The following is an 18,512-nucleotide window of genomic DNA, read 5'->3' as shown; positions in this document are numbered from 1 at the left end:
CGAAGACGACGAGGTTGATAGGCACGGTGTAGAAGAGCGGTCAACGCTTTGAGCTAACGTGTACTAATGGTCCGTGAGGCTTGACCATATAACCCCAAGTGGTCAGGTCATCGAAAGACGAAGCAACGGATACGACGAGACGATCTCGGCCAGCATGATCCACGAATCAGTGAAGTTTGCCTGGATAGGCGGGCTTTGCGCCAGAATATGCTTGACGACCATAGCGAGCGGGTCCCACCTGACCCCATGCCGAACTCAGCAGTGAAACCGCTCAGCGCCGATGGTAGTGTGGGGTCTCCCCATGTGAGAGTAGGTCATCGTCAAGCATTCATCCCGAGGACCCCCGCACCGACTGGTGCGGGGGTTTTCACTTATGGGGGGACGAAATTCCGGGATCGAAACGCTGTCGCCATTGTCTTAAGCTGAAACGAAGAGTCCCGCTATTGCGGCGCGGACGCCAGCCACAGGAGCGATTCCATGCCACGATCTCGCCCGATTGACCAGGCGGCGAGCAGTTCGGCTTCTGCCATCACGCAAACCTTCATGGCCCAAGTATACGGCTGGATGGCCTGCGGACTGTTGCTCACCGCATTCGTCGCTTGGTACACCGCCAATTCGCCAGCGGTGCTGGAGATCATCTTTTCCAACCAGTGGGTGTTTTTCGGCCTGATCATCGTCCAGCTGGGGCTGGTGATCGCCCTCTCGGCGGCAGTGTCCAAAATGAGTCCGAATGTTGCGACGGCGCTATTCATGCTCTATGCGGCGCTCACGGGGCTGACGATATCGAGCATCTTCATCGTCTACACCTACTCGTCGATCGCAGCCACCTTCGTCGCCGCCGCCGGCATGTTCGCGGTGATGAGTCTTTATGGTTTTACCACCAAGCGTGATCTCAGCGGGCTTGGCAACATGCTGTTCATGGGGCTGATCGGGATAGTGCTCGCTTCGCTGCTCAACCTATGGCTGCAGAGCGAAGCGCTGATGTGGGCGGTGAGCTATATCGGCGTCGTGGTCTTCGTCGGTCTTACCGCCTACGACACTCAGCGGCTCAAGCTGATCGGCGCACAGCTCGAGGGCAGCGGGCACGCCCAATTGCGTAGATCATCGATCCTGGGGGCGCTCACGCTCTACCTTGATTTCATCAACCTGTTCTTGATGCTGCTGCGGATCTTCGGCTCCCGCCGCTGACAGAACGAGGCCGGCAAAGCACGCGGAGCGTCGTCGGACGCTCCACGCTCTTCTCGAACCGCCGCCTCGCTAGTAGGAGGCGCGGCGATAGCTGCGATAGCGCGGTAGCCAGAAATTCTGCTCGATCCGCGCTTCGATCTCGTCATCGCTGATCTGCAGTGCCACCCCGTCCTCCTGTGCTCGCTTGGCCACTGCGAAGGCGATCTTGCGGCTCACGCTCTGGATCTCGCGCAGTGGCGGGAGCACCGCACCTTCACCCTCCAGCGCCACCGGCGAGCAGTCGGCCAGCGCACGGGCAGCCGCCATCAGCATGCCGTCGGTGATGCGCCGGGCTGACGCCGCCAGGGCGCCGAGGCCGATGCCGGGAAAGATATAAGCGTTGTTGCACTGAGCGATGGGAATCTCATGGTCACCCAGTTTGACCGGCCGAAAAGGACTGCCCGTAGCGACCAGCGCTTCTCCGTTGGTCCAGGTGAGAATCTCCTGGGGAGTCGCCTCTATCCGGGAAGTGGGATTGGAGAGCGGCATGATCAGCGGGGAAGGGCAGTAGCCGTGCATCGCCCTGATCACCTCCTCGGTGAACAGGCCCCGCTGTCCCGAGACACCGACCAGGATGGTCGGCTTGGCGCCGTGTACCACATCGATCAGAGCCAGGTCCTTCTCGTTTCCCTGCCAATGCGCCAGGTCGGCTCGTTTCTGGGCCAGCCGCCGTTGGAAGTCCGGGACGTTGGTCATGTCGTCGGTGATCAGGCCGTAACGGTCGACCATGAATATTCTTGCCCGGGCCTCGGCCTCATCGAGGCCCTCCTCGATCATCGCCGTGACGATCCGTTCGGCGATGCCGCAGCCCGCCGAGCCCGCGCCGACGAAGGCCACGCGCTGGTCCGAGATCTTCTCGTTCTTCGCCTTGCAGGCCGAATAGAGCGTGCCCAGCGCCACAGCCGCGGTACCCTGGATGTCGTCGTTGAAGCAGCACAATGCATCTTTGTACTTCTCGAGCAGCGGCAGCGCGGAGTGTTGGGCGAAATCCTCGAATTGCAGCAGTACGTTGGGCCAGCGACGAATGATTGCACGTATGCACAGGTCGACGAACTCATAGTACGCCTCACCGGTGATCCGTTCGTGCCGCCACCCCATGTACATCGGGTCGTCGAGCAGGTCGGGGTTGTTGGTGCCGACATCGAGTACCACTGGCAAGGTATAGGCGGGGCTTATTCCCCCGCAGGCGGTGTACAGCGACAGCTTGCCGATCGGGATACCCATGCCGCCGATACCTTGGTCGCCGAGGCCGAGGATGCGCTCGCTGTCGGTCACGACCACTACCTTGACGTTGTCCTTGGTGGCGCTGTTGAGGATGTCGTCGATGTGCTCCCGGTGGGGATAGGAGATGAATATGCCGCGGTGGGAGCGGTAGATCTGCGAGAAAGCCTGGCAGGCTTCGCCGACCGTCGGGGTATAGATGATCGGCAGCATCTCTTCGAGATGCTCCTCGAGCAGACGGAAGAACATCGTTTCGTTGCTGTCCTGCAGGGCACGCAGGTAGATATGGCGGTCGAGGTCGCTTTGCTGGTCCGAGTACTGCCGATAGGCGCGTTCGACCTGCTCCTCGATCGTCTCGATGTTCTGCGGCAGCAGGCCGACGAGGTTGAACGCTACCCGCTCATCGAGAGAGAAGGCGCTGTCTTTGTTGAGCAGCGGGGTCTCGAGCAGGGTCGGTCCGGAATGAATGATGTACAGAGGGCGCTGCGTGGCTTCGGTCATCTGGGACTCGCATCTGCTGACTGGAAGATACCGCGCCGGAATGAACGAGACCGACGAGCAAGACCGACGAGCGCGTCCTGCCGCGACCTTGCCCCCCGAGAGTGCGCGATCTCCCCAACATAGCACTCATCCTCGAGCGGCGAACATTCTACCCTAGGCGTGTGATCGTCCTTTGTACGTTGCACTGACGCCATAGCGATCCGGGCAGGCTTCCGGTCGTGGCTTGCAAGCCGGACCCCCCTAGTCCTAGCCCTGGGCGGGGCGCTGCGCGCTTTTGAAGGCGCCTCGGTCTCCATGCTTGGCTTGCGCTGGCTTGAAGTAGTCGCATCGCTTTGAGTGAAATAAGCTCTGGGCGGCGGTCAGCGCTGGTGATCTAGAGTAAAGTGGCGACAACTACGGGCGATGGTCAATGGCGATGTCGTCGTGCATGCGTAAGTGAAAGGCGTGAGACTCGATGGAAACCTTCTATAACATCTTCATGGCGATCCTGAGTCAGGATTATGAAATGATCCGCTCCGCTCGCTATCTTTGGATGCTGCCGCTGATCCTGTTTTTGATCATATCGCTCGAAAATGGCGTGCTGCCCGCTGCGTTCTTCCCTGGGGATTCCTTGCTGATCCTGGTCGGTGTGATGGCAAGCCAGGGCGCTTTCTCCTTCTGGGGAATCAATCTGGTGCTGATCGTGGCTGCGAGCGTGGGGTCATGGCTGGGCTTCATCCAGGGACGATGGCTGAGCGACACGCCATTGATAAAGCGCTGGATGGCCAATCACCTGCCACCGCATCGAGTGGAGCAGACCCATGCGCTGCTCCACCGCCACGGGCTACTCGCGCTGCTCGCCGGGCGCTTCATGCCCTTCGTGCGTACGCTGATGCCGCTGGTGGTCGGGATATCGCCGCTGTCCACCGCCCGCTTCCAGATGTTCAACGTGCTCAGCGCGACGCTGTGGGTGGGGCTTCTCACCTCGCTTGGCTACCTGATCAGCAATACCGCCTTCTTCTCCCGTCACCAAGAGATCCTCACTACCTGCATGCTGCTGCTGCCGATCCTGCTGCTGACGATCGGGCTGGTGACCTCGCTTTTCTATTTCGCCAAGCGTCGCTTCGGCAGCGGGCGCGACTGAGCCTGCATTCATTCGTCGCGACCGAGTGCCAGGGTGGTGATGTGGGCATGCAGGGCCGCATAGGGCGATGTCGCCAGCGCGCCGTACCCGGGCAGGGTGCGGGCCTTGAGCTGGGTCAGAAGGGGCGAGCTCAGGCCGCAGAGAAAGCGGGCCAGCAGGGTTGCGCTGGGTGGGCGCCCGCTGCCGCGCTCGGCCAGTCGGGCATGCAACGGCGCGCATAGCGCCGAGAGCTCCGATCGATCCGGCAACGGCTGCGGTCGAGGGCTGGGCAGACGGGCGATCCTGCCGTGGCACACCGAGCAGTGGCCGCAATGCTGTGGTGCACGTGGGTCGCCGAAATACGCCGCCAGCCGATGGCTGAGGCAGTGCTCGCTTTCCAGTAGCGCAGGTACTGCGCGGAGCCGCTCGAGCTCTGCATGTTCGCGTTGAGTGAAATAGTCGTGCAGCCGCAGGCTGAGACCTTCGACGTCCAGCGACCCGGCATGCACGGCGTATACCTCCGTCAGCTGCTTCGCCTCGAGTTCGATCCAGCCGCGCTGGGCAAAGAATTCAAGCGCCGCGATTACCCGCCCCCGTCCCGCATCCAGGCCTGCCGCCCGGCCGGCTTCGTCGATCCTAGCGAAGTCGACGCTGGCCCAGCGTCGCGCACGCTGCACGTTCTTCAGCAGCAGGGCGACGAAATCGCGCCGCTCACCGTGGAAATGTCCCGCCAGCGTCGCGTCGTCCTCGTACTGGGCGAAGCGGTAGTCGGCGAAGTGGGAGAAGCGCGGCGTCGCCACTCCGAGCAGCTCCAGCTGCACCAGCAAGGTCTTGAGCGGCAGGGGGCGGATGTCGGTGCGCTGTGAAAGCGCGCTCAGGGTGAAGCGCCAGTCACGCTCTCCACTGCTTGCACGCGGCAGCGCGTCCAGTTCTTCCAGCAGGCAGCGGATGCCGCTGCGCTCCGGCGTGTCGCCGTAGATGAAGTTCTCGAGCACCCCCAGGCCCTCCCGGCTCGCCAGCGTCAGGCAAGTGGAGGGTGCTCCGTCGCGTCCGGCGCGACCGATCTCCTGGCTGTAATTCTCGATCGACTTGGGTGGATCGAAATGGATCACTTGGCGAATGTCGCTTTTATCGATGCCCATGCCGAACGCGATGGTGGCGACGATGCAGTTCAGCTCCCCTTGCTTGAAGGCCGCTTGGATCCTTTGCCGCTCATCGCTATCCAGCCCCGCATGGTATGCGCGAGCCTCGATGCCGTTGCTGGCCAGTAGCTTGGCGACCTCTTCGGCGCTGCGCTGCTGAGTGACGTAGACGATGCTCGGCTGTGGCACGGCAGCCTGGCGACCGGCTCGCGGAGCGAGCCATTCGACCAAGCGCTGCGGGCGCTGTGCCTGTGCGGTGGGCAGCACTTCGAGTTCGAGATTGGGACGGTAGAAGCCGGTGGTGATTACGTCATCGGCGGTGATCGAGAAGCGCTCGCGCATCTGCTCGACCACCGGCGGGGTCGCCGTGGCGGTGAGCAGCAGCGTACGTGGCATGCCGAGGCGTTCGCGCTCCTCCGGCAGCTTCAGGTAGTCCGGACGGAAGTTGTGACCCCATTCGGAAATGCAGTGGGCTTCATCGACCACCAAAAGCGAGATCGGTACCTGCGAGATGAATCTGCGAAAGCGCTCGTTGCGCAGCCTTTCCACCGAGATCATCAGGATCTTGAGCTCTCCGGCCTGGACCCGACGCATCACGTCGCGGCTCTCGTCCGGGGATTGGCTCGAGTCGATGCTCGCCGCTGAGATGCCGTGGGCATGCAGGAAGGCGAGCTGATCCTTGATCAGGGCGAGAAGCGGCGATATCACCAGGGTCAGGTGCGGCAGCATCAGCGCCGGCAGTTGGTAGCACAGCGACTTGCCTGCGCCGGTGGGAAAGATCGCCGCCGCGGACCGGCCTTCCAGCAGCCGCTCGATCACCGCTCGCTGCCCCGGTCGGAGGCCCTCGAAGCCGAAGTGACGAGCGAGGGCGTGATCGAGCGTCTCAGAGCTCATCGATGGATCTCCTCGAAAGGCGAATTAACGCAGTTCAGGCGGGTAGGGCGATCAAGGTCAGCACGCCCCGATCGAAATCGAGTGCGCGTACCTCGACGCTGAAGCCGTCCGGGTGGTGCGCATCCAGCGACTTGACCAGTCCGAGGGTGAAGCGGCTCGGTCGAGTCGGGTCGAAGTCGGCGATGGCGTCATGGATGTAGAACGGCCGTTTGACCCGTGGATAAAGCGCTTTGTAGAGACTTTCCTTGGCCGAGAACACTCGGGTGAGCCAAGCGCCTCGCGCCAGCTCGGGCAGCTCGCGCCAGCGGTCGAGCTCCGAGTCGCAAAGGATCATCTCGGCGAGTCGATCTGCACGCGCACTGTGGATCCATCCCTCCGCATCGATTCCCAACGCACTGATTTGGGACCCCGCAGCCACCGCTGCCGCAGCGAAACCCTGGCTATGGGTCAGCGCGCCGATGCAGCCTCCCGGCCACTGCGGGCAGCGTTCTCCCTCGGCCGTCCAGGGCAGGCCCTCGATCGCGTGCGCGGCCAGCGCTCGCCGCGCGCACAGGCGCGCGGCGAGGTATTCGGCGCGTCGTTTGTCGATGGCCTTGGCCAGGGCGTCGGGTGCTGGTATACGCAGCCGCTCGAACGCTTTCGCGTCGAAGTGACCGGGGGTGAAGCGCAGCGCCGCGATCGCCAGCGGCAATTCTCCGATCAGCTCGCCTTCGATACGCAGGAGTTGCGAAGGAGCGAGGGGTTGGAGGAACTGCTCCGCACCGACGATCGACGGCGAGACTGCGCTGCCCGACATTTCAGATCAGCCAGATCAGGAACAGCAGGACCGCGGGGATGAACAGGAATACCGTCCACTTTACCAGCTGATAGAGCGGCTGGTTGAACTGCTTGAGCTGCTTGCCTTTGCCGCGGATCGCGTAAAGGTACTTGAACGCCCGGTTGAGTCCACCCGTGCGATCGTTATCGTCGTTGGGCGAGGCTGCCGCCGCCATCACCTTGCGGCTGAACCAATGATTGACCGCGGCGGCCCAGCGGTACTTCATCGGGCGTTCGACGTCGCAGAACAGGATCAGACGATCGCTCTCACTGCCATTCTCGGCGTAGTGGATGTAGGTTTCGTCGAACAGTACCGCTTCACCATCGCGCCAGCTGTAGGGAACGCCGTCGACATCGATGAAGCAGCGATCGTCGTTGGGCGTGCGCAGTCCCAGGTGGTAGCGGATCGATCCTGCGTAGGGATCGCGGTGTTTCATCAGCTTGCTGCCGACCGGCAGCTCGGCGAACATCGCGGCCTTGATCGATGGAATGCCCGCCAGGATCTCGGTCGTTTTCGGACACAGAGTCTTGGCGGATGCATGGCTCTCGCCGTACCACTTGAGATAGAAGCGCTTCCAGCCGCGGCGGAAGAACGAGTTGAAGCCCGCATCGTCGCGTTTGTCGGAGCCCTTGATGTGGTTTTCGAGCGCCTCGGCCTCGGCGCGAATTTCCTGCCAGCGGCTGGTCAGCGCCTCGAGTTCGGGAAAGTCCTGCTCGCGATGGTAGGGACGGTCCGGGAGTCGCGAAAACAGGTACATGAAGGTATTGATCGGCGCCATGAAGGTCGAATGATCCGAAAGCTGGCGGGTCATTCGATGGCGTTTCTTACCGCGGTAATGCACATAGATGATACTGAAAGCGATATAGGCCAGTACGAGGCCGACGAGGGTCCACTTGATCATGGAAGAGTCCTGGCGGGATGGTGCATGCGTCGTATCGCACGGGCATCTACGATGGCGCGCGACGGTCGACACGGTCGAAATTCAGCGCTCCAGTCTCGCATCTCACCGTTTCAGTGTCGATCCTGGTGCGCGGGCCTGCGCCCGCGCGAGGGTCAGTCGCTGAGCAGACGAGCGTCGAAGCTGATCGGAATCGTATCCGACAGACGCTGGAAGCCCAGCGCGGCGAGAATGGTCTGGGCGTTGTCGAGCTGCATCAATTCGCGGGTATCGATCGAGACCGGCTCCGCGGTACGTACGCGGTACTCGGTTTCCCCTACCCGGGTGAGCGCCAGCGCCACCTCTTCATGACGAGTGAAGCGCTCTCCCTGGATGGTCAGCGGCAACCGCCGTGTAGCGGACTCGCCAATGCCGAGCGCATTGAACCATCCTGGATCGACCTGCGCGGTGATGGTCGCCACCTGTCCCGTCGCCAAGCCGCTGAGCCAAGAAGGAAGCTGGCTGATCAGATCGAGCTGGTCGAGGGCGAGCGGGAGGGTCAACTGCCCCTGTTCGTCGATCGTGCCGGCCAGACGCTCGACCCTGTGCTGTTGGACCACATCGCCGCTCGTACGTTGGTCAGTGAGCGTCGCATCGATATAGCTGTGCATGGGATCGAAGCGCCACGCAGCCTCTGCATGGGCGCTGAATGCCAAGCTGAAGCCGATGCCGAGGAGTCCCGCTACTAGTCCGTTTCTACGCATGGAAATCCCTTTGCAGCGAAAACTGGGTAGCCCTGGAAAAGGCTTTGATTATCATACGCCTCCCATCATTGGCCGCTATAGCTCAATTGACTCGAGTGCGGCGCTCGAGGTTCCCGGAGCGGTATGTCGCAAGCCCCCTTGGTGCGAGGGCATGCGCTTGATCTCGCTAGTAATAGACTGATACTTGGCGGTTTTCGCCAACATTCACAGCCTGCCGGGCTTTACGGATACGATCGGTCCGTGTCGGCCCGCCCCTACACCTGGGTTGGAAGGCGCCATGTAGCCCAGGATAGTCCAAGATGCCCTAGCTCACGCGTTCCTTGCCGCTACGGCAACCAGCGCTGAGTCCGGACGCCCGGTATGACGCTGGTCTCAATGGCGTTCGTTTCGCCTGCGGGTCAAATGAAGCCGATCCAGCGGCCAGCGATGACCGCCGCGATCCAGATCGCGAACGACAGCGCGGCCATGAGTTTGATCGACCAGGGGGCCCTGCCCTCGGAAAGCGCACGCCGCCAAGGCGACGCGATACGCAGCAGCACGACGTTGGCGATGCCGGCGACAAGCAAGCAGCCCCATCTTGGTCAGAAAGGCCGGGTTGGCGACGTATTCGCTCGCCCTGACGGTGAAGAGCAGCATGCCAGTGAGGATCGCGAGTACGGCACCGGTCGCTGCAGTCCGGGAAAGAAATGGCCCGAGCAGCTGGAGCGGAGTGCGTTTGAATAGCCCGAGGAGTCGAAGGTCGAGTGGCAGGATCGTCCCCACGAGTAGCCCGATCGACAGGATGTGCGCGGCATTTACGAGCATGTAGAGCACGGGATACACCGTCAGCGCGCGCGAGACAGTGCCGCCTGAAAGCCATTCGAGCAGGCTCGTCACGCCGAGCTCAGCCTTCGATCCGTCCTGGGTACATGTCGTAGTTCTGGCCGTCGATCGTAATGCGAACCGCCTTGATCAGGTTCTCGCTCTCGTCGAGCGAACGGTTGCCGAGGATCGTGACCTCGTCGCCGACCTCCGCCGACCCTTGGGCGAATCCGGAGCGCTGTGTCTGGTTGGGATTACCAAGGTCGACCTGCCAGACTTCGCCCTCTATCTCCACCTCGAGGGAAGGATGCGGCGGCGCGAAGGAAACTTCCCTGATCGTCCCGGTCAGCTCGCTCAATTCGCCTTCGGCCCAGCTCCAGCCATGGTGGGCCGCGGCTTTCGTCGCGAGCAGGGCGCAGACACAGAGACCGGCAAGGATGGCACTTGGTTTCTCGATCCTCATGAATCTTCTCCTCTGCTCAGGGGAGGGGTAGATACCGCACGGCTCAACGCCGCCGTTTCAGGGTGGTCGCATGGTTTCGTGATTGCAACGCGGCGTCTTTGGACACTTGGTTCGATTAAGCTGGGCGCTCGAACAAGGTCATTCGTCCTTTCGTCCGGGACGCAGGCGATAAGGGTCACCATCATCCATGCCCAGGGATCGCCAAAGCGGCTTTCGCTCTTGGAGCGGGCGGACATAGCCTGGATCGTCGAATAGCGACGCCTGCGCCGAATGGGCGCAGGCCATTTCTACTCGAAGCCGTGTCAGGCAGTGATCAGCTTGGTTGTGAATGCCCCACATACCGATTACGGCCCGCCAGGACCGCGAATACGATCTGTGCGCATGCTGACGCCAGCAGCACCAACAGCGGTGCGTGCCACCCTCCACTCAGGTCGTGCAGCCATCCTGCGAGGAAAGGCCCGGTAGCGCCGAGGCCATAGCCTACGCATTGGGCCATTCCCGACAGTGAGCTCGCCTGGTGATGGTCACGGGTACGCAGGCCGAAAAGCGTCAGGCAGGTGACCATCGACATTCCAGCGCCGACGCCTGCGAACAGAAGCCAAAGAAGCGCCCAGGTCGGTGCCCATAGAAGGCCGGCGACACCGCAGCAAATGCACAGCGAGCAAATGAACCCGAGCAACCGCTGGTCGTGCAGGCGCCTGATCGCAACCGACGTCACAAGGTTCGCGACCACGGCGATGGCTTGGTAGGCGAACAGATAGGTACCCGCCTGAGCCGCGCCGATGCCTACGCCGCTGACCATGGAAGGGAACCAGTCGATCAGGGTGTAGAACACCAGCGTTTGCAGGGCCATGAACATCGATACCTGCCAGGCGATCGCGCTTCGCCATACCGGTGCCGGTGCGTGGCTCGCATGGGTTCCCGACATGGCCGGGGTAGGGGCGGGAGCCTCTTTGAGCTGGGGCCACCAGCAAACAGCCGCCAGGATTGCGAGCACGAACCAGATACCTAGCGGCAATCTCCAGGCATAGCTCGTGAGATCCGACAGCGGCGCGGCGAGCCCGCTCGCCAGAGCCGCGACCAGCGCCATGGTCGCAGCGTAGAGGCCGACGCATAGCGCCGTATGGTCAGGGAAATCCCGCTTGACCAGCGGTACCACGAGCACATTTGCCACAGCGATACCACCGCCGATCAGCACCGTGCCCAGCCACAGGCCGGGATAAAGGCCGCTGGAGCGCAGCAGGCACCCCATGGCGATCAGGCAAAGCGCGCCGAACAGCGCGCGCTCGAGTCCCAGGCGCCGTGTCAGCCAGGGAGCCATCGGTGAGCCGCAAGCGAAGATCAACAAAGGTAGCGCATTAAGCAGACCGGCCACCGCCGGGGTCATGGCGAAATGCAGTTGCAGTTCCGATAGCACTGGCCCAAGCGCTGTGATGGGGGCACGCAGGTTGGCGGCGATCAGAACGATGCCGAGAAGCAGGGAAGAGCGCCAAAAGGATTTTTCGGCACCGGCGGCCGTAGGGGAGAACGTCATGAACGCAACGCCTGACGAGGGGACGCGAAAGTCCCGTTGTTTGCGTTGGCTGACGTTAACGCTTACGCATGATGCCGAGGTGGCGCCATGTCTGCCGGCCATGCTAGCAAACAGACGGTTTGCCAAACAAGACATTGTGCGTCGAGAGACCGAAAGCCGGGCTTTGATGGATCCGGATGAGTTCGCCAGCGGGTAGAGAAGTCGCCGTAGATGAAATTCAGTTCGCTCGTTGCTGGCACATGTTCAATGTGCGACAATCTCGATCTGTGTGGGCCGTTAGCTCAGTTGGTTAGAGCAGAGGACTTGACTGGGGGCATCCCTACCCCTCGTATAGCGCGAGGCACGGGGTGGACCTGCATGGGTTGCTCAAGGTAAGTTCGCTCTGCCTTGAAGTAGAACTTCTCAAATTCGGTGAACGCTAAGGCGCCTTCGTAGCGCTATGCCAACGCCGAGCGAAGCCCCTGCGAGGGGGAACGTGTAGAGACTCGACGGGAAGGCCGAAAGGCAAGACAGAGTCCAGACCACGAACCGGAAACGGGCGGCGAAAGCCGAAGTGGTAAGCATAATCCTTTGGTCGTTGGTTCGAGCCCAACACGGCCCACCATCCCCATACCGTGACCCTCCTGAACGGCTGCGCTTCCAGCGGCCGACAGGAGGGTTCGCTTTTTGGACTCCAGTCGAATCGCCTCGTTCGGTGGTTCGAACCGTACCGCTGGCGGGATCGGGCCTCTTTTCGTCTGCCTCGCCGCCCCGCTCGCTGACGGCGTCTCGCCGCAACGAGTGGCGAAATTTTCCCTTGGAAGTCAAAACGCTGTTCATTAATGCATGCTAAGGATTCGCTAATTCATCCGGCCGGCGCTAGTGCGAGGATGGGGCTCCACTATGGCGGTACAGGAGAGTCATACATGCTCGTCGATAGACCTCTTTCCCCTCGTCGCTCTACTCATTCCAAGCTCTCTCGGTTCGCTGCGGCACTGTTTCTTTTCGCCTCCGCATGCGGCTTGGTGGGGGGAATGACCTTTCTCTCGCAGATCTAGGCTCCGGCCTGATCAGGCGATGGGTTCGAAATGCGCGAAAGCGCTCTAGCGCTCGTCGCGCATCGGCTGGCGCCTGCGCTCGAACGCAGTCTTTTGACTGATGAAGCCGCAGCGTTGGTAAAAGCGCAGAGTGCCCGCGTCTTGGGCGCCGGTCATCAGCATGACCTTGTAGCAGCCGGCCTCCCTGAAGCTTAGCATCATGCGCCTCGACGCAGATTACTCGGCGGCGTTTGCCTGCGTCGCCGAGCCGGGGTCGCCGCACGCGGTGTCGCCTGGCGAAGTCCGGTGATGCGCGAGGCACTCGCTCGGCGGCTCGAGCGGGTGGCATCGCGTTGTCGTCCTTCGTCGTGAAAGGCGAGCAATACGCAGGCGAGCATCGCCACCGCATTGACCGTCCACGCCCACCAGCCACCGATCGTCGCCAAGCAGGCAATGACCACCCCGAGGGCGGCAAGGACGACGGTCTTGCATACCGTGGGCGAATACCCTCGCAGCAAGCCGTGTCCCCCCAGCAAAGCGACGATGACCGCCATCCAGAGAAGATTTGTCACTGGCAGCCCCCCGTTCGTTCTTTCATCCCTGTGTTTCCTTCACGCCGTTCGAGCGTGCATGCCGCTCACTATAGCCGCTTCGGTGCGTATTGGCTGCTGGGAAGGCGTTTCGGGCCTATGCTTTACATGTGGCGCCCTTTCGCCCTGTCACCGCGCCAGAACGGTGGGCTGGAGCCGGGTGGCGGGTCTTCGTGCGCAGCACAAATTGCCGAGTTCGCATCCATTGACTATGTTTAGCTTCGGGTCCAGAAAAAGGAGATTCATGATGCGACTCAAAGTGTTGGCTTCCGCTGGCGCTCTCGCCGCTTTGACTGCACTGGCCGGCTGCGCCAGTTCGCCCCAGACGCCCTACGGAAAGGTCGCGGGCGATTACGCAGGGGTATTGCCTTGCGCGGATTGCTCGGGCATCAGTACCCAGCTGCAAATGCGTAACGACGACGATGTCGCGGGCACCTACGAGCTTCGTAGCGTACGCGAAGGCAAGAGCGATCAGGTCTTGGTCACCCGTGGTAACTTCCTCGTCCTCGAGAACGCAGGTCCGCAGCAGCTGCCGCTCGTTTATCAGCTCAAGGGCGCTGACGGCAATACCATCTACAATCTGCGCCCGCTGGACGATGGTAACCTGCTGGTCCTCGATAACGAGATGCGTACTTCCCAGACCGGTGCTGACATGACCCTCAAACGCCGCTGAGTCTCCTCCCGGCAAAGATCGATATGGTGGCCGGTATCTGGCTCACCATCGTAGGGCCCGGCTTCCAGCCGGGCTTTTTCGTCGGCAGCGTCGAGCTCATGACAAAGGAGGATGGATTCGATGGACCAGAGTGAGAACGCCAGCCTCGAGGGGTTCGAAGCTTCACTGAGAATGGACCAGGCGCCACCGGGGCTATCCGCGCCGTTGCGCGCGCTGTGGTGGGTCGGCCGTGGAGACTGGCAGGCCGCGCATGACGAGGTCGAGGCCGAAGCCTCGCGCGATGCCGCCTGGGTTCATGCGCACCTGCATCGTCGCGAGGGAGACCTCGGCAACGCGGGCTATTGGTATCGGCGCGCGGGTCGTGATCCTGTGGAAGATGACTTGGACGGTGAATGGCGCAGCATGGTGGAGGCGCTGATCATCAAGCGCATGGAGGAGAGGAGTGGTGAATGATGACGCGATCGTTCGTGCGCTGCTTGGTCGACCGCGCAGCATAGCATTGGTTGGTGCCAGCGATGACCCAGTGCGTCCAAGTCATCAGGTCATGCAGCGATTGCTGGCCCACGGACACCGGCTGTACCCGGTCAATCCATCCGGGGCAGGGCGAATGATTCTGGGCTGCGAGGTGGTGGCGAGCCTGGCCGACATCCAGCAGCCGATCGATATCGTCGATGTCTTCCGGCGCAGCGATGCGGTCGCCGCCCTGGTCAACGAAATGCTCATGCTGTCGCCGCTGCCGGAGGCGCTATGGCTACAGCTGGGAGTGCGCGATCCGGTGGCCGAGCAGCGGGCGCGTCAGGCGGGAGTGACGGTGATCGTAGATCGCTGCCCGGCGATCGAGATCACCCGTCTAGCGCTCTGAAGGAAGAGGAAGAGCCCAGCGTAGTCGAGCGGATACGCCACCGCCGCGGCCCAGGGGCCGCGGCGGTGGCATGTCATGCGTCACGTTCAGCTGTCGTCGCTGGCGCCGCTGCGCTGAAGGTTGGCATAGGCGCGACCCTGGCGGGCGTCATTGAGCTTGGCCAGCATCTCGCCACTGCGTTCGCGGAAATTGGCCAGCTGCTGACCGCTCAGGCTCTGGCCGCCGGGTAGTTTCAGGCGCATTGCGTCGACCGGGCGATTGTTGACCAGGATCTCGTAGTGCAGGTGGGGGCCGGTGACTCGACCAGTGCTGCCGGAGAGCGCGATGCGATCGTTCATGGTGATCTGCTGTCCATTGCTCACCAGCGCCCGCGACAGATGCAGATAGCGAGTCTTCATTCCGTTTCCGTGATCGATGACCACATAGCGTCCGGCGAAGCGGTTGCTGCCTACCTGGACCACTCGTCCATTCGCCGGTGCTTTGATCGGCGTCCCGGTCGGCATCGCGAAGTCGGTGCCATGGTGGGGCGCGACCCGCCCGGTGACCGGGTGGCGACGGTTGAGGTCGAACGGTGAGCTGAGCCGATGGTTGCCGGCGAACGGGTATCGTTCGAAGGCGGGATCGAGCCCCTTGCCGTCCGGGGTGTAGAACTGGTCGTTATAGCGGATCACTGAGATCTCGGTCTGCGAGCCCTGGTACTGGGCGGCGAGGATGCGCGAGCTCATCGGCTTGCCGTCGATCACGTCGGATTCGACCAGGACCTGGAAATGATCGCCATCGTGCGCCTGGCGGCGGAAGTTGATCTTCTTCGACAGCGTGCGGGTCAGCTCGGCGACCTCGCCGCTCGAAAGCCCCGTCGCCTGCGCCGATTGGCTGAAGCTGCCCTGCACGGTACCGGCGAACAGCCTCTGGGTGGATTCCACGTCGCGCGCGATGTTGGCGTAGTCGAAGCCGTTGCCTTCGGCCTTGCGGGTGAGCTGCACCCCTTCGCGAAGGTTGCGCATCATCTTGAGACCGACGAGATGGCCGTCTTCATCGAGCTTGTAATCGAGCGTCGAGCCGACGCGCATATTGACCAGCAGGCGGCGGGTCTCGGCATCCGGCGCGGCATCGAGCAGATTCATCACCTCGGAGTAGCCGAGTCCCAGGCTTTGGCTCGCGATACTGGTGAACGAATCCCCAGGCTGCACGGCGTAGGTCTGCCATTCAGCGACATAGGCCGAATGGGAGTCGATCTCTTCGCTCAGGCCGGGGTAGCTGTCCATCTCGGAGAGATAGAGTGGGTCGGCTGAGAAGCCATCATCGTAGTGTGGATCGTCTTCGCCGACCCTCCCCAGAGAAGCGAACAGGCGTTTGCGAATGTCGCTGCGCGCCTGGGATTCTTCCTGGCTGGAAGGGCCGGCATTGGCCGATGCGACCAAGTTGGGCGGAGGTATTTGTTCGTTCTGCTTCGGCTGGCGTTGGGCCAGCGCCGCCTGGAGCGCGAGAGCGCTGGCTACATCGACACTGTAGCCCTGTGCCGGAGCGATCTCGGGGCCTTCCGCCTCGGCGGACCGGATGGGCATGAGGCTACTGGTTTGAACGATGGAAGAAACTTCCGGGGAAGAGGGAGATTCCTCTGTCTTGAGCAATTCGTGGGCTCCCAGGACCGTGACCATGGTGGTCACCGGTAGCAGCAGGAACTTATGGCTGCGTGGGAGCGAACTGAAGATTCGCAACATATTGAGTAAAGGCCGTAAAATGAAAAAGTTGTAAGGGTAAAGATTGGCTCGGCAACATTACCCTATAAGACTTCGGGTGCCTAGCGCGTCCATGACTGCCTTATCGGCCGCCGAAGCGCATGGTTGAGCCATTTTTCAAGATCGTTTCCACGTTTCGCGGGGGCTGTGGAGGGGTGTTTTAAGAAATGTAAAAAAAGTGCAAATAAAAAGGAATGCTGCACCCGCCCGCTCTGGGTCGCGTATCGCGACGTTAGTGGTCGCTTTCTTTCCTTCTCAAACCGTCCCGGAAGCAGAAATTCATGTCACGTATCACCCTCGCGCAATGGCAGATGCTCGCCGCCGTCGCCGACCACGGCGGCTTCGCCAAGGCGGCGGAAGCCATCCACAAGAGTCCCTCGACGATCAACCATGCGGTGCACAAGCTAGAGCAGCAGCTCGGGGTACGACTGCTGGTCACCAACGGTCGTCAAGTGCGCCTCACCGAGGCGGGCTCGACGCTGCTGCGGCGGGCGCGTCAGCTGCTCGAGGGCGCGCGGGCATTGGAAGCGCTGGCGGTCGATTTCTCCGCCGGTACGGAGGCCGAGATCGCCGTGGGGATCGACCAGATATTCCCAGTGGAGGCGCTGGCCCGGGCACTCGATGCTTTCTCCCAGCGGTTTCCGCAGACCCGCGTCCAGCTCTATGAGTGCGTGCTCAACGGTGGTCCTGAACTACTGTTGCAGGGGCGTATCGATCTGCTGGTCACCGGCATCACCGTGCAGGGCTTTCTCGGCACGCCGCTGGCGAGCATCGAATTCATTGCTGCTGCCCATCCCGCGCACCCGCTGCATGCGCTCGGGCGTCCGCTGGATCTGCGCGACCTGCGCGCCTACCGCCAGATCGTGATTCGTGACTCGGCCCGCCGTGAGCCGCTCGATTCCGGCTGGCTCGGCGCCGAGCAGCGCTGGACGGTCGGCCATGCCTCCACCGGCCTGGAGATGCTTCGTCGCGGACTGGGCTTCGCCTGGGTGACCCGGCCACGGCTCAACGAGCTGAGTACGCGGGGTGAACTACTGGCGCTACCGCTCACCGAGGGAGCGCGACGCGAGGTGCCGATGCAGCTCTATTTCAAGGAGTTCGACGGTGCCGGGCCTGCGACCCGCGCAATGGCCGAGCTTTTGACCGAAACGGTCGCGGGTTGCATGGAGTCGGGCGAGGTCCATTGAGCCCGCTGTACTAAGCTTTGATGTCATCGCACCGATCGGTGCGGGCTCGAGGAGATAGCCATGGGCATGCTGGTTAATGGGCGTTGGAGCGATGAGTGGTACGACACCGCCTCGACGGGCGGTGAGTTCGAACGCGAGCGCGCGCAGCGCCGGGACTGGGTCGTGCCACCGGGGGAGGTCGACCTCGAGGGTGGCGACAGTTGGCCGGCGCAGTCCGGACGCTATCATCTGTACGTCTCGCTGGCCTGCCCGTGGGCGCACCGCGTGCTGATCATGCGCAGGCTCAAGGGGCTGGATAACCACATCGGGGTGTCGGTCACCAGCCCTTTGATGCTCGAGCAGGGGTGGAGCTACGACACCTCGACCGGCTCGAGCGGCGATCCGATCAATGGGGTCGAGTTCCATCACGAACTCTATACGCTCGACGATGCGCACTACACCGGACGGGTGACCGTGCCGGTGCTGTGGGACAAAGCGCGCGGCAAGATCGTCAACAACGAGTCCGCAGAGCTCATGCGGATGTTCAATCGCGCCTTCGATTCGCTCACCGGCAACCGACTCGATCTCTATCCGAGCGCGCTGGCGGGCACGATCGACGAGCTCAATGCCTGGATCTACGACACCGTCAACAACGGTGTCTACAAGAGCGGTTTCGCCACCGAGCAGGAAGTCTATGCGCGTCACGTCGAGGCTTTGTTCGAGACCCTCGATACCCTCGATGCGCGTCTCGAGGAGCGGCGCTATCTCACCGGGGAGTACCTGACCGAGGCCGACATCCGACTCTTCACCACGCTGGTGCGCTTCGATGCGGTCTACTTCGGCCACTTCAAGTGCAACCTCAGGCGAATCGCCGATTATCCCCAGCTGGCGCCCTACCTGCGCGAGCTGTACCAATGGCCGGGAATCGCGCAGACGGTCGATTTCGACCACATCAAGCGCCACTACTATGGCAGCCATCCATCGATCAACCCGAACCGCATCGTGCCGCTGGGGCCACTGCTCGATCTCGATCGCCCCCATGGCCGCGACCACCTGCCCGGGCGCGGCATCTGCATTCGCGGTGAGGGTGGCGGGACGCAGTGATTCGGGGCGCGTGAGCGCT

At 62.3% G+C, this 18,512-nt stretch carries 18 protein-coding genes and 2 rRNA genes; 9 read left to right on the top strand and 11 right to left on the bottom strand.

The window, feature by feature from the left end:
- The 3 genes from Q376_RS0108665 to Q376_RS0108655 form a co-directional block, all read left to right on the top strand.
- Window positions 1–88: ribosomal RNA gene (locus tag Q376_RS0108665) — 23S ribosomal RNA — on the top strand; the annotation flags it as partial.
- 122 nt (window positions 89–210) lie between these two features.
- A 5S ribosomal RNA gene (gene rrf, locus Q376_RS0108660) occupies window positions 211–326 on the top strand.
- A gap of 217 nt (window positions 327–543) precedes the next feature.
- A complete protein-coding gene (locus tag Q376_RS0108655) occupies window positions 544–1,188 on the top strand; it encodes a Bax inhibitor-1/YccA family protein (RefSeq protein ID WP_342665963.1) in 645 nt (214 codons plus the stop codon).
- Between the two features lie 69 nt (window positions 1,189–1,257).
- Here the strand turns inward: Q376_RS0108655 and Q376_RS0108650 are convergent, their stop codons facing one another.
- Complete coding sequence (locus Q376_RS0108650; protein ID WP_027349984.1) at window positions 1,258–2,949, bottom strand: NAD-dependent malic enzyme; 1,692 nt, start codon at window positions 2,947–2,949, stop codon at window positions 1,258–1,260.
- Window positions 2,950–3,403: 454 nt separating this feature from the next.
- Here Q376_RS0108650 and Q376_RS0108645 point away from each other — a divergent pair, with 454 nt between their 5' ends.
- The gene (locus tag Q376_RS0108645) at window positions 3,404–4,072 is read left to right on the top strand and encodes a DedA family protein (RefSeq protein WP_027349983.1); all 669 of its coding nucleotides are present in this window, start codon (window positions 3,404–3,406) and stop codon (window positions 4,070–4,072) included.
- A gap of 8 nt (window positions 4,073–4,080) precedes the next feature.
- Here Q376_RS0108645 and Q376_RS0108640 read toward each other — a convergent pair whose 3' ends face one another.
- From Q376_RS0108640 to Q376_RS25035, 9 genes are all read right to left on the bottom strand, one after another.
- The gene (locus Q376_RS0108640; RefSeq protein WP_027349982.1) at window positions 4,081–6,087 is read right to left on the bottom strand and encodes a RecQ family ATP-dependent DNA helicase; all 2,007 of its coding nucleotides are present in this window, start codon (window positions 6,085–6,087) and stop codon (window positions 4,081–4,083) included.
- A gap of 34 nt (window positions 6,088–6,121) precedes the next feature.
- On the bottom strand, window positions 6,122–6,883 hold the full coding sequence (locus Q376_RS0108635) for a 4'-phosphopantetheinyl transferase family protein (RefSeq protein WP_052365085.1): 762 nt from the start codon (window positions 6,881–6,883) through the stop codon (window positions 6,122–6,124).
- A gap of 1 nt (window position 6,884) precedes the next feature.
- The gene (gene lpxO / locus Q376_RS0108630; protein ID WP_043446951.1) at window positions 6,885–7,805 is read right to left on the bottom strand and encodes a lipid A hydroxylase LpxO; all 921 of its coding nucleotides are present in this window, start codon (window positions 7,803–7,805) and stop codon (window positions 6,885–6,887) included.
- A gap of 152 nt (window positions 7,806–7,957) precedes the next feature.
- A complete protein-coding gene (locus Q376_RS21950) occupies window positions 7,958–8,545 on the bottom strand; it encodes a hypothetical protein (protein ID WP_155834232.1) in 588 nt (195 codons plus the stop codon).
- A gap of 372 nt (window positions 8,546–8,917) precedes the next feature.
- Entirely contained in the window at window positions 8,918–9,421 is a 504-nt protein-coding gene (locus Q376_RS21945; protein ID WP_211266629.1) for a hypothetical protein, read from the bottom strand.
- Between the two features lie 7 nt (window positions 9,422–9,428).
- Window positions 9,429–9,809, bottom strand: a complete 381-nt coding sequence (locus Q376_RS0108615; RefSeq protein ID WP_027349979.1) for a DUF6152 family protein — start codon at window positions 9,807–9,809, stop codon at window positions 9,429–9,431.
- A gap of 313 nt (window positions 9,810–10,122) precedes the next feature.
- A complete protein-coding gene (locus tag Q376_RS0108610; RefSeq protein WP_211266628.1) occupies window positions 10,123–11,469 on the bottom strand; it encodes an MFS transporter in 1,347 nt (448 codons plus the stop codon).
- 956 nt (window positions 11,470–12,425) lie between these two features.
- The gene (locus Q376_RS24730) at window positions 12,426–12,578 is read right to left on the bottom strand and encodes a GNAT family protein (protein ID WP_155834230.1); all 153 of its coding nucleotides are present in this window, start codon (window positions 12,576–12,578) and stop codon (window positions 12,426–12,428) included.
- Window positions 12,578–12,931, bottom strand: coding sequence for a hypothetical protein (locus tag Q376_RS25035; protein WP_162177896.1), 354 nt, complete (start codon window positions 12,929–12,931; stop codon window positions 12,578–12,580). The genes Q376_RS24730 and Q376_RS25035 overlap by 1 nt, the downstream gene beginning before the upstream one ends.
- Window positions 12,932–13,193: 262 nt before the next feature.
- Here Q376_RS25035 and Q376_RS25030 point away from each other — a divergent pair, with 262 nt between their 5' ends.
- The 3 genes from Q376_RS25030 (at window position 13,194) to Q376_RS0108585 (ending at window position 14,484) form a co-directional block, all read left to right on the top strand.
- Window positions 13,194–13,622, top strand: a complete 429-nt coding sequence (locus tag Q376_RS25030) for a copper resistance protein NlpE N-terminal domain-containing protein (protein WP_162177895.1) — start codon at window positions 13,194–13,196, stop codon at window positions 13,620–13,622.
- Between the two features lie 120 nt (window positions 13,623–13,742).
- Window positions 13,743–14,075 (top strand): hypothetical protein, encoded by a 333-nt coding sequence (locus tag Q376_RS0108590; RefSeq protein WP_027349977.1) that lies wholly within the window; start codon window positions 13,743–13,745, stop codon window positions 14,073–14,075.
- A complete protein-coding gene (locus Q376_RS0108585) occupies window positions 14,068–14,484 on the top strand; it encodes a CoA-binding protein (RefSeq protein ID WP_211266627.1) in 417 nt (138 codons plus the stop codon). The genes Q376_RS0108590 and Q376_RS0108585 overlap by 8 nt, the downstream gene beginning before the upstream one ends.
- 86 nt (window positions 14,485–14,570) lie before the next feature.
- On the opposite strand, the gene Q376_RS0108580 is transcribed toward Q376_RS0108585, so the two are convergent.
- Window positions 14,571–16,049: a peptidoglycan DD-metalloendopeptidase family protein gene (locus Q376_RS0108580; protein ID WP_052365083.1), complete on the bottom strand. Its 1,479-nt coding sequence runs from the start codon at window positions 16,047–16,049 to the stop codon at window positions 14,571–14,573.
- A gap of 455 nt (window positions 16,050–16,504) precedes the next feature.
- Here Q376_RS0108580 and Q376_RS0108575 point away from each other — a divergent pair, with 455 nt between their 5' ends.
- Window positions 16,505–17,410 carry a LysR family transcriptional regulator gene (locus Q376_RS0108575; RefSeq protein WP_027349974.1) on the top strand — a complete coding sequence of 302 codons (906 nt, stop codon included), beginning with the start codon at window positions 16,505–16,507 and terminating at the stop codon, window positions 17,408–17,410.
- Between the two features lie 60 nt (window positions 17,411–17,470).
- The gene (locus Q376_RS0108570) at window positions 17,471–18,493 is read left to right on the top strand and encodes a glutathione S-transferase family protein (protein ID WP_027349973.1); all 1,023 of its coding nucleotides are present in this window, start codon (window positions 17,471–17,473) and stop codon (window positions 18,491–18,493) included.
- The last annotated feature ends 19 nt before the right edge of the window (window positions 18,494–18,512 follow it).

Source organism: Halotalea alkalilenta DSM 17697, assembly GCF_000621205.1.
In the GTDB taxonomy this organism is placed as follows: domain Bacteria; phylum Pseudomonadota; class Gammaproteobacteria; order Pseudomonadales; family Halomonadaceae; genus Halotalea; species Halotalea alkalilenta.
This window is presented reverse-complemented; position numbering and strand designations above follow the sequence as displayed.

Bases quoted from the DNA above. Each gene is read 5' to 3' on its own strand.
- lpxO (WP_043446951.1), bottom strand. From the start codon at position 7,805: ATGATCAAGTGGACCCTCGTCGGCCTCGTACTGGCCTATATCGCTTTC.
- Q376_RS0108590 (WP_027349977.1), top strand. From the start codon at position 13,743: ATGGACCAGAGTGAGAACGCCAGCCTCGAGGGGTTCGAAGCTTCACTG.
- Q376_RS0108650 (WP_027349984.1), bottom strand. From the start codon at position 2,949: ATGACCGAAGCCACGCAGCGCCCTCTGTACATCATTCATTCCGGACCG.
- Q376_RS0108580 (WP_052365083.1), bottom strand. From the start codon at position 16,049: ATGCCCATCCGGTCCGCCGAGGCGGAAGGCCCCGAGATCGCTCCGGCA.
- Q376_RS0108570 (WP_027349973.1), top strand. From the start codon at position 17,471: ATGGGCATGCTGGTTAATGGGCGTTGGAGCGATGAGTGGTACGACACC.
- Q376_RS24730 (WP_155834230.1), bottom strand. From the start codon at position 12,578: ATGCTAAGCTTCAGGGAGGCCGGCTGCTACAAGGTCATGCTGATGACC.
- Q376_RS0108575 (WP_027349974.1), top strand. From the start codon at position 16,505: ATGTCACGTATCACCCTCGCGCAATGGCAGATGCTCGCCGCCGTCGCC.
- Q376_RS0108640 (WP_027349982.1), bottom strand. From the start codon at position 6,087: ATGAGCTCTGAGACGCTCGATCACGCCCTCGCTCGTCACTTCGGCTTC.
- Q376_RS0108615 (WP_027349979.1), bottom strand. From the start codon at position 9,809: ATGAGGATCGAGAAACCAAGTGCCATCCTTGCCGGTCTCTGTGTCTGC.
- Q376_RS0108645 (WP_027349983.1), top strand. From the start codon at position 3,404: ATGGAAACCTTCTATAACATCTTCATGGCGATCCTGAGTCAGGATTAT.
- Q376_RS21950 (WP_155834232.1), bottom strand. From the start codon at position 8,545: ATGCGTAGAAACGGACTAGTAGCGGGACTCCTCGGCATCGGCTTCAGC.
- Q376_RS0108655 (WP_342665963.1), top strand. From the start codon at position 544: ATGGCCCAAGTATACGGCTGGATGGCCTGCGGACTGTTGCTCACCGCA.
- Q376_RS25030 (WP_162177895.1), top strand. From the start codon at position 13,194: ATGATGCGACTCAAAGTGTTGGCTTCCGCTGGCGCTCTCGCCGCTTTG.
- Q376_RS0108635 (WP_052365085.1), bottom strand. From the start codon at position 6,883: ATGTCGGGCAGCGCAGTCTCGCCGTCGATCGTCGGTGCGGAGCAGTTC.